This window comes from Arthrobacter sp. 05L428, assembly GCF_056397665.1.
Map to the genome: position 1 here is coordinate 644183 of NZ_JBFTNW010000001.1, position 14815 is coordinate 658997.

The window sequence follows — 14815 nt, forward strand, 5'->3', positions numbered from 1 at the left end:
TGCGCAAAGAATGTGGATTGACCGCCGTTGGGGGTGCGCCTACGCTGGCGCCATGCGTTGGGACGCCCTGTTTGCAGACTTGGAGGCGCAACTGGCTGCCGGCGAACGCCTGGACCTGGACGTCGAAATTGGCGAGCGGGCGCGGGTGGATGCGGCCGCCGTCGAGCTGGCGGACCGGTTGCGGGGCTCGCTGGGCCTGCGGATCGGCGTCCACCTTGGCTCCGGAACTTTGTACGAGGGCACGCTCAGCCACGTGGGCAGCCAGTGGCTGGTGCTCGACGAGGAGCGGCACCAGGTCCTGATTCCCTACGCGTCGGCGGTGCGCTACGCCGGCCTCTCCCGGCTGGCGGTGGTCGCAGGCAACGGGGCCCGGCACCGGCTCGGGCTGGCCAGTGCCCTGCGGGGACTGGCACGGGACCGCGCCAACCTCGCCGTGGTCGTGTCTCGAGGGGCGGCAGGCGAGTCCGTCCTGCACGGCGTCATCGACAGGGTCGGCCGCGACTTCCTTGACCTCGCGATCACCCCTGTGGGGGAGGAGCGTCGGCCTGCGAATGTCAGCGGCGTGGCCACGGTTCCCTTTGGCGCCCTCGCAGGGATCAGGTCGGTCCGGGGCGCCGACAGCTAGGCGCGGCTCAGTGGTCCTTGGCCTTGGCCTCCTCGATCATGCGGCTTGCCTCCGCGTAGCGCTCCTGGATGTACTGCTCGAGCATGGTTTCTTCGACCCGCCACTGGCCCCGTCCGCCCACCTGGATGGCCTTGAGCTGGCCGCTGCGAACCAGCGAGTAGGCGGCGGGGGAGTTGATCTGGAGCTGCTCGGCAACATCTGCGAGCGTCAGGAATCGGGGCATGGCACCATTTTGCCACCGGTGCTGGCGTTTGGGGGCGTTATCCACAATTTGCTGCTGTTTGCTTAGGTGTCTTCCCGCAGGGCCGCCAATTCGTGAGAATAGGGGTGTCCGGCGCCCGCGGCCCGGGCTGCGACTACAGGGGGAGCAGGACGCATGAGTGTGAGCACGGTAGCCGGCGGCGCCCGGTTAAAGCGGCCCTCGTGGAAGGACCCGCGGCTCCTCGTGGGCATCCTGCTGGTGCTGGCCTCCGTAGTCGGCGTTGTGTCACTCGTGGCGGCAGCGGACCAGACCACCGAGGCCTACGCCGCCAGCGAGCCGATTGCGGTCGGGGAGAAGGTCTCTCCGGACAAGCTGCACCGCGTCAAGGTCCGGCTGGGCGACGTCGAGCCGCAGTACCTCACTCCGGAGTCCGGCATGGACGGCGGCCTGGTCGCCGTCCAGCGCATCGGCAAGGACCAGCTCCTGCCGCGCGAAAGCTTCGGCAGGCTGGACGCCCTGGACCGCAAGCCGGTTGCCATCTCCGTGGAGGAGGCCCTGCCGCCGCAGGCGGTGGCGGGCTCCCGCGTGGATGTCTGGGTGGCGCTGCCGGATACCCGCAACGGTTTCAGTGAGCCGACGCTGCTGCTGCCGGGGGCCGAGATTGCGCAGCTCACCCCGGGGAGCACCGCCCTGGGCTCACAGCGGTCCACTGTGGTGATGGTCCTCGTGTCGGACGGGCAGATGCCCAAACTCCTGGGGGCACAGGCCAACAAGGCAAAGATCTCCGTGGTCTGGAATCCGGGAGGCGCGCCCTGATGGGCATTCCGGTGGTGACGGTGGGCCGGACCCGGGACGACCTGGTCGGCGGGCTGGAGCGGCTCCATGGTCCGGTGTCCGTCGTCCGGCGCTGCAGTGAGCTCGCCGAACTGCTGGCCGCCTGCCAGACCGGCCTGGCGCGGGCCGCCGTCGTCGCCGAGGGGACCGGGGAGCTTACCGCCTCGCTGGTCGACCGCCTGTCCGCCGTGGGAGTCGCCGTGGTGGCGCTGACCGACAGCCCGGAGGAATCGGCCAGGCTTCGGGGGATCGGGGTTACCCCGGAGGTTTCCGGAGTGGAAGCAGCCGCGCTCGCCGCCCTGATCGCGGGCGCGGTGGCGGAACTTGCCGGCGCGCGGCCCGGTCCGCCGGCAAGCGGCTTGGCCGACCCTTCCGCGGCCCTTCACACGCAGGCGGGCCCGGACCGCACTCTGGACGGCGGGGCTGGGGCGGAGCGGGCTGGCCCCGGGCCCGGCGCCGGGGAAGCGGGAACTGCAACGGGAACGGGGAGAATTATCGCCGTCTGGGGTCCCGCCGGATCGCCCGGTCGGACCCTGATGGCCGCCAATATGGCCGGCGAACTGGCAGCGGAGGGAAAGTCCGTCCTGCTGGTCGACGCCGACAGCTATGGCGCCAGCGTCGCGGCGGTGTTGGGGCTGCTGGACGAAGCGGCCGGACTTGCGCAGGCCTGCCGGATGGCCGACCAGGGCCAGCTCGACGGCGAAGCGTTGCGCCGGATCGCCGTCCCGGTATCCACCCGCGCCGGAACGTTCCGGGTGCTGACCGGCATTACCCGAGCCGACCGCTGGACCGAACTTCGGGCGGCGGCACTAGCGCTGGTCTACGAGCGGGCCCGGGAGATCGCCGAGGTCACGGTGATCGACGCCGGCTTCTGCCTGGAGGCCGACGAGGAACTCAGCTTTGACTCGATGGCGCCGCGCCGGAACGCGGCCACCCTGCGAAGCCTCGAAATGGCCGACACCGTCTATGCCATCGGCGCCGCCGACCCGGTCGGAGTGCCACGGCTGGTGCGCGGACTGGCCGAGCTGGACGCCGCCGTCCCGCAGGCGCGTCCCCGCGTGGTCCTGAACAAGGTGCGCGCCTCCGCCGTCGGCCGTTCCCCGGAACGCCAGCTTCGTGAGGCTTGGGCGCGCTACGGCCCGACCGTTCCGTTGGAGGCCTTCCTCCCCGCGGATCCGGCGGCCTGTGACGCCGCCCTGCTGGCTGGCTCGTTGCTGCTCGAGAGCGCACCGGATTCCACCCTCCGCCGGGCCATCCGGAGCTTGGTTTGTGCACCTGCCCAGCAAAATCGTAAATCCTCTGTCCTTTCTTCCACAGCAAAGCCCCGGCTAAAAGACTAGGCTCGCCATGAGGGCTGCAACGGTGCGGCCGTGAACTTTTTGATGGAGGCGTTTGTCGATGTCGTCTGGGTCCAGCGTGGAGGATCAACCCGTTTCGATCGGTGCCAGCGAAGGGTACTTCGGGGACTACTACGAACATCTCGCCGAGGAGGATGCCCGCGCCTACGGCGATGACGTCCTGACCGCACGGTCACAAACGCACCTGCAGGTGGCCGCTACCCGGCAGCCCGGCGTGGCGAACATTTCGATCTCCGACGAGGCTGAGTCCAGCGTCGTCTACATCGTCACCGACGACATGCCATTCCTCGTGGACTCCGTCAACACCGAGCTGGTCCGGCAGAAGTCCCCGATCCACCTCGTAATCCACCCGCTCTTCGTCGTCACCCGCAACCGCGAGACCGGCCGGCTGGTCAAGGTGGCCCGGGTCCCCTCGCACTTGGGCATCTCCAGCGGCGACACAGCGGCGATGCCCAACCTGTCCCACCTGATCGCCCAGGGGGACAACGCCTCGCACATGGAGTCCTGGATCGCCGTCGAAATCGAACGGGTCGACGACGCCAAGCGGGAGCAGCTGATCGAGGGCCTCTCCCGGGTGCTCGGCGACGTCCGTGCGGCGGTCGAAGACTGGCCGAAGATGCGCAACAAGGCGCACGAGATTTCCGACGACCTCGACAAGGTGGCGCAGGCTGCGCAGATCGCCGAACTGCGCCAGGCCCAGGAACTGCTCCGTTGGCTGGACGACGGCAACTTCACCTTCCTCGGCTACCGCGAATACGACCTGAAGAATGAATCCGGCGAGGATGTGCTGGAACTGCGGGAGGACAGCGGGCTCGGCCTGTTGCGCAACGGCGCCGACACCCGCCACCAGATCCAGCACCTGACCGAAACGGGCCGGAAGAAGGCGCGCGAGAAGAGGGCACTGGTAATCACCAAGGCCAACTCCCGCTCCACCGTTCACCGCTCGGCGTACCTCGATTACATCGGCGTGAAGAGCTTTGACGCCGCCGGCAACGTCAACGGCGAACGGCGTTTCATCGGCCTGTTCGCCACGACCGCCTACGCCGGTTCCGTCCGGGATATCCCGGTCGTCCGTGAAAAGGTCGACGCCGTGCTGCGCGACGCCGGCTTCCCGCCGGACTCCCACTCGGGCAAGGACCTGCTCGGCATCCTTGAGACCTATCCGCGCGATGAGCTCTTCCAGATCGAAATCCCGGACCTCGCCGCCATCACCACCGGCATCCAGCGCCTGCAGGAACGCCGCCGGACCCGGCTGTTCCTGCGCCCGGACATCTACGGCCGGTTCATGTCTGCCCTCGTCTACCTGCCCCGGGACCGGTACACCACCAACGTCCGGCTGCGCATCGAGAAGGAACTGCGGGAGACGTTCGACGCCGTGTCGATCGACTATGAGGCGCGGATGACCGAATCCGCCCTGGCCCGGTTGTTCTTCCGGATCCGGCTGCCCAAGGATGCGGACGTCAGCCACGTCAACAGCGACGAACTGGAAAAGCGCCTGGTCCGCGCCGCCCGGTCCTGGAGCGAAGGCATCACCGAGGTCCTGCGCGCCAGGGCCGGCGCCGACGGCGAGAACGGAGCCAAGGAACTCGCCGCCGTCTGGGCCGAGGCGTTCCCGGCCAGCTACCGCGTCGACTACGAAGTCGAGGACGCGCTCGAGGACATCGCCCGCTTCGAGAAGTACGGCGCCGCCGAGCGCACCGGCGAGCCGGGCGGGGAGCGGCCGGGCGTGCACGTGTACCTTCCGCACGGTGCCGGCGCCACCCTCGAGGAGGACGCCCGCGTCAAGCTGTACATGCTCGAGCCCAAGAGCCTGAGCCAGATCCTGCCTTACTTTCACAACCTCGGCCTTGAGGTCCTGGACGAACGCCCCTTTGAGATCGAAACGGCCGACCACCGCGACTTCTTCCTCTACGACCTTGGCCTGAAATACCCGGCCGGGGTGGACCCGGAGCGCACCGGAGCCTTGCTGGGCGAGTCCTTCGGCGCGGCAGTGTCCGGCGTGGTGGAATCGGACAGTTTCGACCGCCTGGTGCTGCGCGAAGGCATGCACTGGCGCCAAGTCATCGTGCTGCGCGCCTACGCCAAGTACATGCGGCAGATGGGCAACACCAACTCCTTCGAATTCATGGCCGACACGCTGCTGGCCAACCCGGACGTGGCCCGGGGCCTGAACGCGCTCTTCGCCGCGCGCTTCGACCCCGCGCTGCCCGACGGCGAACGCGAACAGCGCCAGGACCAGGTCCGCGCCGGGCTCGACACGGCCATCGAGCAGGTGGCCACGCTCGACGCCGACCGGGTGCTGCGCACCTTCAAGAACCTGATCCAGGCCACGCTCCGGACCAACTTCTACCAGAACAAGACGCACGTCAGCTTCAAGCTGGACCCCTCCGGCATTGACGGCCTGCCGTTCCCGCGGCCGATGTTCGAGATCTGGGTCTACTCGCCCCGGGTCGAAGGCGTGCACCTGCGCTTCGGCAAGGTGGCGCGCGGCGGACTCCGCTGGTCGGACCGCCGGGAAGACTTCCGCACCGAAATCCTGGGCCTGGTGAAGGCACAAACCGTCAAGAACGCCGTGATCGTTCCGACCGGCGCGAAGGGCGGCTTCTACGCCAAGCAGCTTCCGGACCCCGCGGCGGACCGCAGCGCCTGGATGGCCGAGGGCATCGAAAGCTACAAGACCTTCATCCGCGGGCTGCTGGACCTGACCGACAACCTGGTCACCACCCCGGAGGGCGAGAGGCTGGTGCCCCCGGCCGACGTCGTGCGGCACGACGGCGACGATTCCTACCTCGTGGTCGCGGCCGACAAGGGCACCGCCTCGTTCTCCGACATCGCCAACAGCCTTTCCGCCGAATACGGCTTCTGGCTCGGCGACGCCTTCGCTTCCGGCGGCTCCGTCGGCTACGACCACAAGGCCATGGGCATCACCGCCCGCGGCGCCTGGGAATCGGTCAAGCGGCACTTCAGCGAGCTGGACCTGGACACGCAGGCAGAGCCGTTCACGGTCGTCGGCGTCGGCGACATGTCCGGCGACGTTTTCGGCAACGGCATGTTGCTCTCGCGGCACATCCGGCTGCTCGCCGCGTTCGACCACCGGCACATCTTCCTGGACCCGAACCCGGACGAGGCAGCCTCCTTTACGGAGCGGCAGCGGCTCTTCGAGCTGCCCCGCTCCTCCTGGGACGACTATGACAAGTCCCTGATCAGCGAAGGCGGCGGCGTGTTCGCCCGCCAGGCTAAGTCGATTCCCGTCTCCGAGCAGGTCCGGGCCGCGCTGGGGCTGCCGGAAGGCACCACCCGGCTCAGCCCGCCGGAACTGCTCCGGGCGATCCTGCTGGCCCCGGCCGACCTGCTCTACAACGGCGGCATCGGGACCTACGTCAAGGCGAGCACCGAGACCAACGCCGAGGTCGGCGACAAGGCCAATGACGCCATCCGCGTCGATGGCCGCGAACTGCGGGTGAAGGTGGTCGGTGAAGGCGGCAACCTGGGCATGACCCAGCGCGGCCGGATCGAGGCCGCACTGCAGGGCGTCATCCTCAACACGGACGCCATCGACAACTCGGCCGGCGTGGACTGCTCGGACCACGAGGTCAATATCAAGATCTTCGTGGACCGCATGGTGGCCGCCGGCAAGCTGGATCCGGCCGAACGTGCGGAGTTCCTCGCCTCGATGACCGACGAAGTCGGCCGCCTGGTGCTCGAGGACAACATCGACCAGAACATCCTGCTGCTCAACGACCGCATGCGGGTCGCCGAATGGAGCCCCAGCTACGAGCGGCTGATGGACTGGCTGGAGAAATCGGCCGACCTCAAGCGTGAACTCGAAGCGCTGCCGACCACCGAGACGCTGCGTGAGCGGCTCGAACAGGGCCAGGGACTGACCTCCCCGGAACTCTCCGTGCTGGCCGCCTACGCCAAGATCGAACTCGCGACGGCGCTGCGCGACAGCGACCTCGCGGAAGACCCGTGGTTCCGCGAGACGCTCCGCGCCTACTTCCCGAAGCAGCTGCGGGAACGGTTCGACGCCGAACTCGATACCCACCCGCTGCGCCGGGAAATCATCGCGACAGTCGTCGCGAACGACATGATCAACCTGGGCGGCATCACGTTCGCGTTCCGCGCCATGGAGGAGACCTCAGCCACCCAGTCGGCCATCGCCAAGGCGTTCGTCGCACTCCGCGAGGTCTACGAGCTGGACATCATGGTGGCCGAACTCAACGAGCTGCCGGCGTCGTTCCCGACCGAGCACTGGAGCACCGTCCACCTGGACATCCGCCGGCTCCTGGACCGTGCCGTCCGCTGGGTGCTGAGCCAGGGCAACGCCGCGCGGCCGATCGCGGAGATTGTGGCGGAGTTCAAGCCGCTGATGGATCCGATGCGGGCCCGGCTGCTGGACTACCTGCGCGGCGATGACCGCGAGCGGGTGTCGCAGTGGCTCGAAAAGGCCCGCAGCTGGGAGCTTCCCGAGGACCTGGCGCACCGCTGGGCGGAGCTGTTCGAAAGCTTCGTGCTGCTGGACATCGCCAAGATTGTGCACGTCAGCCCGGAGCCGGTGGAGAACATCGCGCACGTCTACTACACGGTCTTCAACCGGTTCCACGCCGATTCGCTGCTCGAGCGCATCACCAAGCTGCCGAGGAAGGACCGCTGGCAGGCCCTGGCCCGTGCGGCCCTCCGCGACGACCTCTACTCGACCGTCTCGGATATGACGACGGCGGTCCTGGAGGCGACGTCGGCGGATATGCCGGCGGAAGAGCGGCTGGTGGCCTGGGAAAGCCAGAATGTGGAGCAACTTGGGCGGGCGAAGAGCATGTTCGACGAGGTGAACGCCCTCGAGGCCGATGACATGGCCTCGCTCTCGGTAGCATTGAGGCTCTTGAGGTCAATCGTCCGACGCTAGGGTCTGCCGGCCCCGCGTCGCAAATGGAGGTGCTGTGGCAATCTTTACGGACCCTATCAGGGAGCATGCTGATTTCGGGCCGGGGGATGCCGAGTGGCTGCATCTGCTCGTGGGGGACTGGCAGATGGTCGCCGACCTTGCCTTCGCCGACCTTGCCTTGTGGTTCCCGCACCCCGAACTTGGCTACGTGGCGCTGGCCCACGTGCGCCCCTCCACCACGCATACGGTGTTCCACGCCGACTTCGTGGGGGAGGGGATCCGTTCGGACCTGAAACGGCTTGTGGACAAAGCCTGGGAAAGCCGCACCATCGAACGCTCCAACGAGACCAACTGGAGCAGCGACATGGCAATGCGGGTCGAGGCCGTGCCGATGGTCCGCAACGGCCGGACGCTCGCGATCGTGACCTCGCATATGGACCTCTCCAGCTCCCGGATGCCGTCGCGGCTGGAACTGACCTACCGGCAGTGCGCCTACGACCTGCTGCGGATGGGCACCCTGGGACTCTGGCCGGATTTTGCCTCGCCCACCGGATCGCGACGGGGCGCCCCGCGCGTCGGCGACGGCCTAATCCGGCTCGACGCCGAGGGGATCGTGCAGTACGCGAGCCCCAACGGCGTCTCCGCCTTCCGCCGGCTCGGCGACGGCGAATCGTTGGAGGGCCGGTCACTGGCCGAAGTCACGGCAGGGCTGCTGCGGGACCGCCGCATGGTCGACGAGACCCTGCCGCTGGTGGTGACTGGGCGAATGCCGTGGCGCAGCGAGATCGAGTCCCGCGGCGTCAGCCTTTCGCTCCGGGCCATCCCGCTGCGGGACGAACAGCAGCGCTTCGGGGCGCTGGTGCTCTGCCGCGATGTCTCGGAGCTGCGCCGGCGGGAAATGGAACTCGTCACGAAGGACGCCACCATCCGCGAGATCCACCACCGGGTCAAGAACAACCTGCAGACCGTGGCGGCGCTGCTGCGCATGCAGTCGCGCCGGATGGTCAGCGACGAGGCCAAACAGGGACTCGAACAGGCGATGCGGCGGGTCGCGACCATCGCCCTGGTCCACGAAACGCTGTCGCAGGGCCTGACCCAGAGCGTCGACTTCGATGAGCTGATCGGGCGCCAGTTCCGCCTGTCAGCCGAGGTTGCCTCGCCCTCGCAGCAAGTGAAGACCCAGCGTTCCGGGCTGTTCGGGGAGCTGCCGAGCGACTTCGCAACGCCGCTGGCCCTCGTCATCAACGAACTCGTGACCAACGCCGTCGAGCACGGGCTCGAGGGCAGGGCCGGGACGGTCTGGCTGATCGCCGACCGCTCCGAGAGCGAGGACGGTGACGAACTGCTCACCGTGACGGTGGCGGACGACGGCGTCGGGCTGCCGGCCGGCTCCTACACCGAAGGCCTGGGGCTGCAGATTGTGCGCACCCTCGTGACGAGCGAGCTCGGCGGCAGCATCCAATGGAAGCCGCGGGAGGGCGGCGGAACCGCAGTGCAGGTGGTCTTGAGCCTCGCCACACGCTAAGGGCGGCCACGACGCGGCGTTAGACGCGGCGCTTAAACAAGCAGTGGCCTCGGACCAGTCGGTCCGAGGCCACTGCTGATTGGGTCGCCCGAAGGCTGAAAATCAGGAGGCGCGGCGGGCGCGGGCCGCGCGGCGCTTCAGGGCGCGGCGTTCGTCTTCGCTCATGCCGCCCCAGACGCCCGCGTCCTGGCCCGATTCGAGGGCCCACTGGAGGCAAGTGTCCACAACGGGGCAGCGCCGGCAGACGCTTTTTGCTTCCTCGATCTGCAGGAGGGCGGGGCCGGTGTTTCCGACGGGGAAGAACAGCTCCGGGTCCTTGTCAAGGCACGCTGCGCGGTTACGCCAATCCATGCTGATCAGTAACTCCATTCCTGGGAATTCGTTAAATGCCTCTTGTGAAATTATTCACTAGAGGCTTCATAAGAAAGGGGCCCTGTGGGCCCCCTCGGTCATCTGGATTAAGCGTGTCATGTTAACGCTGTGTAAACAAGGGGTATTTGCCGAACAAATGCCGCCAAATCGTGAGCGATGCGTCACATTGCCTGGCGGAACCCCCAATTCTGTTCGACTATGTCCGGTAGGGTGCCAGTGTGTCAAGACCCCCAGTGAACCCCGCAGATCCCGCTGACCCGCAGCCCGGCGGTCCAGAGGCAGGCGGCCCGGTGCCGGCTCCCGCCGCCAGACCTGCCGGAATCACCGTCGTATCGGTCGTCACAGCCCTGGAGGCCGCGGCGCTGCTGGTGGCCGCAGGGTGGTACGGATTCCAGCTGCTGACCGGTGCACCCGTCCTGTCCTTCTGGGGCGCGGTCTTCACCCTCGGTCTGCTGCTGGCGTTCTCGGCATGGCTTTTTGCCGTGAGCCATTTCCTCTTCCGCGGGTACCGCTGGCCCAGGGCCGGAGCGCTGGTGGCCCAGCTGTTCATGCTCACCATCGGCTTCCCGACCCTCACCGGCGGTTACCCCCTGGCCGGACTCGCCATGCTGCTGCCGGCGGCCCTGGCCATCGTGCTGCTGTTCGACAAGCGGGTCATTGCGTTCGCGTCCCGGCCGGGCGGTTCAAGCCGGGCCCTGTAGGCGCGCGGGACAGACGCAAGTCCGGCCTACGGCGGTTCCGCGACCGCCAGCTGCACGGCCGAGGTCCGGCCATTCACCACGACAAGGGCGCGGCCGGGCGGCGGGCTGGGCTCCGGTTCGAACCGGACACCGAGAAGGTCGCCGTCCATCAGTTTCCGGGGACCGATCAGGATCCCGCTGCCCTGGCCGCGGGCCTGGAGCGTTAGCGGCACGCGCTGCTGGATCGCGGGACTGTAGCCCGCGGTCAGCACGACCGTCCAGCCCAAGGAGTTGAGCTCCGACAGCCGCAGGTTGGCGTCCAGGCCCAGGAGATCCGCGTCATCAACCACCACGATGGCCGCGTGGTCGAGCTGTCCGGTGCGCGCCCGCTCCAGGACGGCGGACCACTGCCGGGCCGGATCGCTTCCCACCGCGGGCGGCAGCCAGTCCGCGAAGGGATTGAGATCCGGCAACGCCCGGACAAGGGACGTTTTCCCCGAAGCCGGTCCGCCGAGGACGGCAAGAACGCTGGCCGGTGGCAGCGGAACACCGACCGGTTCGAGTTCGTCCCCGCCCACCCCGATCCAGAGCCGGACGCCTTTTGCCGGCGGTGCCTGCTGCGGAGACTCCGGGCCGATCCGGGCCCGGACCTCGGCGACGGTCACTCTTGCCGGAAGCGGCTCGACGCGGAACGGCCGGGCTGTAGGGCGCTCGCTTAGAGGCACGGTGGTGCGCGGCCTGGATGTTGCATCCGCCGGCCCGTAGAGCTGGGCTGCGTGCGGGGCGGCTTCGGCGAAGGGACCGGCGACGGCCACCCTGCCGGGGATCGACGGAATATCCGGCAGTCGAGGCCAGCCGTGCCGGGTTTCCTCTGTCGACCCGGCGGGGAAGAAGATGCGGTTGGGAAGCGCAGCGAAGAACCGCGCGGCCACGAGTTCGCGCTCGCCGGATACGACGGCCGCAATGCCCGCCGCGGGGCCGTCGCGGATGATGTCGTGGACGATGTCCTCGGCCCAGGCCAGAGGGCCGGCCCGGAATGCTGATACCCACGACCCCCAGTTGTTCAGTACAAGAACCAGCGCCGGGATGTCCGCTGTTCGGGGAGCGGCCAGCCTGTTGCGGATCTCCTCGGCCAGCCGTTCGAGTACCCGGACAGCCCGACGCAGCTCGTGGGCGCCTGTCCACGCGCCGACTCTGGGCGAGGCGGCTGCACCGCGGAGGGAGCCATCCGCATCGAGGATATACAGGTGCGATTCGGCCGCGCTGTCCAACAGCCGGTCCACCGTGAGACTCAGGGCACCTGCCGGCCCGGCCGGCGTCCCGCTCCGGGCGCCGCCGACGAGGGCCAGATGGCCATGGCCGAGCGGACACCAGCGGAGCTCACGAAGTCGCTGCTCTTCCGGCACGTCAAGCATCCCCAGTAGCAGCCCGCGCGCGGGCCCCGCGGCGGCGGGGCCGGCCGCGTGGCGGGGAAGCAGTAGCGATCCCGCCAGCGGCTCCGCTATCGGGCGCCGGGGGAGCGCGCCGCCGTGCTCCGCCCACAGCCGTGATGTCAGGCGCACCAGGCGAGAAACGTCGTGCTGCGGGTTGGGAGCAACGGCCCGATCCGTGCGGGGCTGGAGGCCAGCGGGTCTCTGCTGCAGCAGGGTCGCGGCTTCCGTGACCGTCACGACGGTGCCCGCAGGGGGCGAGGGGGCCGCCAGGGCGGCGGTCTGGAATTCCTCGGGTCTCCCGCTTCCGCGCACGAGGTAGGCGCGCCCCGGACTCCCCAGCGGAATGGCGGCGGCGAGCCGCGAGTTCATGACGTCGGAAGACTCGAGCTCCGACTGGACCCTCAGGACGATGCTGCTTGTGACGTTGGCTCGGATGTCCGCGTTCAGCGCCCCCTGCGGCCGCTGCGTGGCCATTACGAGGTGGATCCCCAAAGAGCGTCCGATGGTTGCGATCCGCATGAGCTCCCTTAGCGCGGCGGGCGCCTCCTCCACCAGCATCCGGAATTCGTCGATCACCAGGACCAGATGGGGCAGCGCCGGCAGTGCTGGCGCCTGGGCGGTATCGAGGGCGTGTGCCTGGTAGGCGGTGAGGTCAGGCACGCCGCCCGCGGCCAGCAACTCCTCCCGGTGGCGGACCTCGGCGCGGAGCGAGGCGAGAGTGCGCTCCACTTCGTGGCTCGACAAATCGGTCAGCATGCCGACGCAATGCGGCAGCCCGGTCAACGGCCCTAGCCCGGAGCCGCCCTTGAAATCGACAAACAGCAGGTTAACCAGGTCCGGCGGGTAGCTGGCCGCCAGCCCGGCCACCAGAGTCCTCAGGAACTCAGATTTTCCGGAGCCCGTGGTTCCTGCCACGAGCAGGTGGGGGCCGTCCGCCTGCAGGTCCACGTGGAGCGGCCCGGATGCCGCGCGGCCAACAGGAACGGACAGCCCCCGCATCAGCGACCGGCCCACGGATTCCCAACGCTGTTTCACATCTGCGGCCGAGAGCGGCAGGAAGTCGGCCAGGCGGCAATCGTCCGGGATCTGCCCAGTTTCGCTGTCTGTGGCGGTTTCATGCTGGCTCCGGTTCCGGCAGAAGCGGTCAAAGACGTCTTCCGGAACGAGGTCGGGGGCAAAGGCGGTTTTCGCGGTGCCAGAGAAGAGAAAGGCTCGGCGCTCGCCGAGCACGACTGACTGGCGGCCGGCACCGGTCTGCGCAGCAGCGGAACAGCAGAGTACTTGCCAGCCGTTCGGAGTTGCCGCAGCGCAGAGTGCCGAGGCGCCTCCGGTGTCCGCGACAATGATCAGCACGCCGCGGTCACAGCCGGGGCCGGGGCCGGCGGCAAGGTGCGCGGCGGTCATTGAATCACTGGCGGACAGGGAAACCCGCGCCAGGAAGCGGGCAGCCAGGGGCAGGGACGCCGCCGGGCCATGCAGCAGCACCCGGGTTCGGCCTGCCCGGGGGTAGCTCGCAAGCTGCATGACCAGGAAGCGGATCAGCCCCGCGAGGGAGTCTGCCGGGCCCCGGAGTTCGGTCGGGGCCGAGGGGTCCAGGCACACGGGGACGGGGCCCACGGGCGGGGCGCTGAACCCGGGATCGTCCGGGTCTAACCGGATTCTCGCCTTCCCCGGGGCCAGCCCGAGCCGCAGCCACACGGGCCCGGGTTCAACCTCCGCTGCACCGCTGGACTCCGGCGGCCCGGCGTCGGTGACCAGAGCGGCGGCAGACGGCGCAGCCCGGCGTCGTCGATCGCGGTCTGCGTCCGCTGCGGTCGCTACGGCCGCCTTCAGCTCACGGCGCCGTCTTCGGCCGGACAGCGTCGGTACCAGCACGGCCACTCCGGAAACCGCGGAAAATGCCAGGAACATCCACATGCCAGTGGCGACGGCCAGTGCGGCGCCCACGGCCAAGGGCAGGACCGCGGTGAGGAGAAGCACGGCGCGGTTGGCCGGGGAGCCCGGATTGGGGATCCGCAGTGCTTCCGTCGTGTCAGTGCCGGCCTCGGCACTTCCGGCCCCGGCCCCTCCGGCCCCCTCGCCGCACCGCCCGGCGCGCCCGCCGCGGAACACCAGGCCCAGGCTGGACTGGCCGCAGCCGATGACGGAGTCGCTCGTGACCCGGCCGCTCTTCACCGGACGGCCGTCAACGGTGGTTCCGTTGGCGCTGCCCAGATCGACCAGGGTGACCGCGGAATCGGTAACCTCCAGCCGGGCGTGTTCGCGGGACAGTTCGGGACCGGGAAGTACGAGTTCCGTGCCGGCGCGGCCCAAGAGGTAGCGGCCCCGGCGCAGCGGAAGTACCGTCCCGGCGCCTGGTCCGCTGAGCACAGCCAGCAGCAAGGCCGCGCCGGAGACGGATCCGCCGCCGGAGGCCGGACCGGCACCGGCGCCGTCGATCAGGACGGCGCCGTTGACCAGCGGGGCGTTGCCGGCGGACAGGGCATCGAGAGGAGAGCCGGCCACCGTCAGCCGGACCGTGCCGTACTTCCGGGCCAGCGCTGACTCCAGTTCCGCGCCGGGGCAGCCCGCCGGCAGTTCGATGGACAATTCCACGGGCATCCCCGGCTGTGCCGCGACGGGTCCACGGACCAGGGTGCACTGCAGCAACACCGGGAGCCTCCTTCCTGCGGTCAGGCGCTGGGACGCGCGCTAAACCCACGCTAGGGAAGGGCCCCGGGCCGGCAGGCCATCGAATCCGGCCATGTGGAAAAGGGTCCGATGTGGAAAAGACCCGCCGGGGGAAACCAGGTGCGGCTCGGGACCGGACAGCTCCGGCGGCACACCGTGGCGGGCGCCGCGATTCGTGGCTCCGGCAAAAGCCTCGGTAGTCTAGAGCAGCAGACAATGCACAACGTTGCGCTG

General features: G+C 68.9%; 9 protein-coding genes. 6 read left to right on the forward strand and 3 right to left on the reverse strand.

Translation table 11 applies throughout. The features are described 5' to 3' along the window. The first annotated feature begins 52 nt into the window (after positions 1–52). Positions 53–625, forward strand: a complete 573-nt coding sequence (locus AC1DH3_RS03055; RefSeq protein ID WP_476908556.1) for a hypothetical protein — start codon at positions 53–55, stop codon at positions 623–625. A gap of 7 nt (positions 626–632) precedes the next feature. Here AC1DH3_RS03055 and AC1DH3_RS03060 read toward each other — a convergent pair whose 3' ends face one another. Continuing rightward, entirely contained in the window at positions 633–848 is a 216-nt protein-coding gene (locus AC1DH3_RS03060; RefSeq protein WP_476908557.1) for a helix-turn-helix domain-containing protein, read from the reverse strand. Positions 849–1001: 153 nt separating this feature from the next. Between AC1DH3_RS03060 and AC1DH3_RS03065 the strand changes: the two genes are divergently transcribed. The 4 genes from AC1DH3_RS03065 to AC1DH3_RS03080 are packed head-to-tail and all read left to right on the forward strand — an operon-like array spanning position 1002 to position 9426. Continuing rightward, positions 1002–1643: a CpaB family protein gene (locus AC1DH3_RS03065; RefSeq protein ID WP_476908558.1), complete on the forward strand. Its 642-nt coding sequence runs from the start codon at positions 1002–1004 to the stop codon at positions 1641–1643. Beyond that, positions 1643–3001, forward strand: coding sequence for a CpaE/TadZ family protein (locus tag AC1DH3_RS03070; protein ID WP_476908559.1), 1359 nt, complete (start codon positions 1643–1645; stop codon positions 2999–3001). The genes AC1DH3_RS03065 and AC1DH3_RS03070 overlap by 1 nt, the downstream gene beginning before the upstream one ends. Positions 3002–3059: 58 nt before the next feature. Next, a complete protein-coding gene (locus AC1DH3_RS03075; protein ID WP_476908560.1) occupies positions 3060–7922 on the forward strand; it encodes an NAD-glutamate dehydrogenase in 4863 nt (1620 codons plus the stop codon). A 34-nt stretch (positions 7923–7956) separates the two neighbouring features. Beyond that, positions 7957–9426, forward strand: a complete 1470-nt coding sequence (locus AC1DH3_RS03080; RefSeq protein WP_441417267.1) for a sensor histidine kinase — start codon at positions 7957–7959, stop codon at positions 9424–9426. Between the two features lie 102 nt (positions 9427–9528). Here AC1DH3_RS03080 and AC1DH3_RS03085 read toward each other — a convergent pair whose 3' ends face one another. Further along, positions 9529–9777 carry a WhiB family transcriptional regulator gene (locus tag AC1DH3_RS03085; RefSeq protein ID WP_003804966.1) on the reverse strand — a complete coding sequence of 83 codons (249 nt, stop codon included), beginning with the start codon at positions 9775–9777 and terminating at the stop codon, positions 9529–9531. 239 nt (positions 9778–10016) lie between these two features. Here AC1DH3_RS03085 and AC1DH3_RS03090 point away from each other — a divergent pair, with 239 nt between their 5' ends. Further along, the gene (locus AC1DH3_RS03090; RefSeq protein ID WP_476892248.1) at positions 10017–10499 is read left to right on the forward strand and encodes a hypothetical protein; all 483 of its coding nucleotides are present in this window, start codon (positions 10017–10019) and stop codon (positions 10497–10499) included. A gap of 26 nt (positions 10500–10525) precedes the next feature. Here the strand turns inward: AC1DH3_RS03090 and AC1DH3_RS03095 are convergent, their stop codons facing one another. Further along, positions 10526–14563: an FtsK/SpoIIIE domain-containing protein gene (locus AC1DH3_RS03095; RefSeq protein WP_476908561.1), complete on the reverse strand. Its 4038-nt coding sequence runs from the start codon at positions 14561–14563 to the stop codon at positions 10526–10528. Positions 14564–14815: the final 252 nt, after the last annotated feature.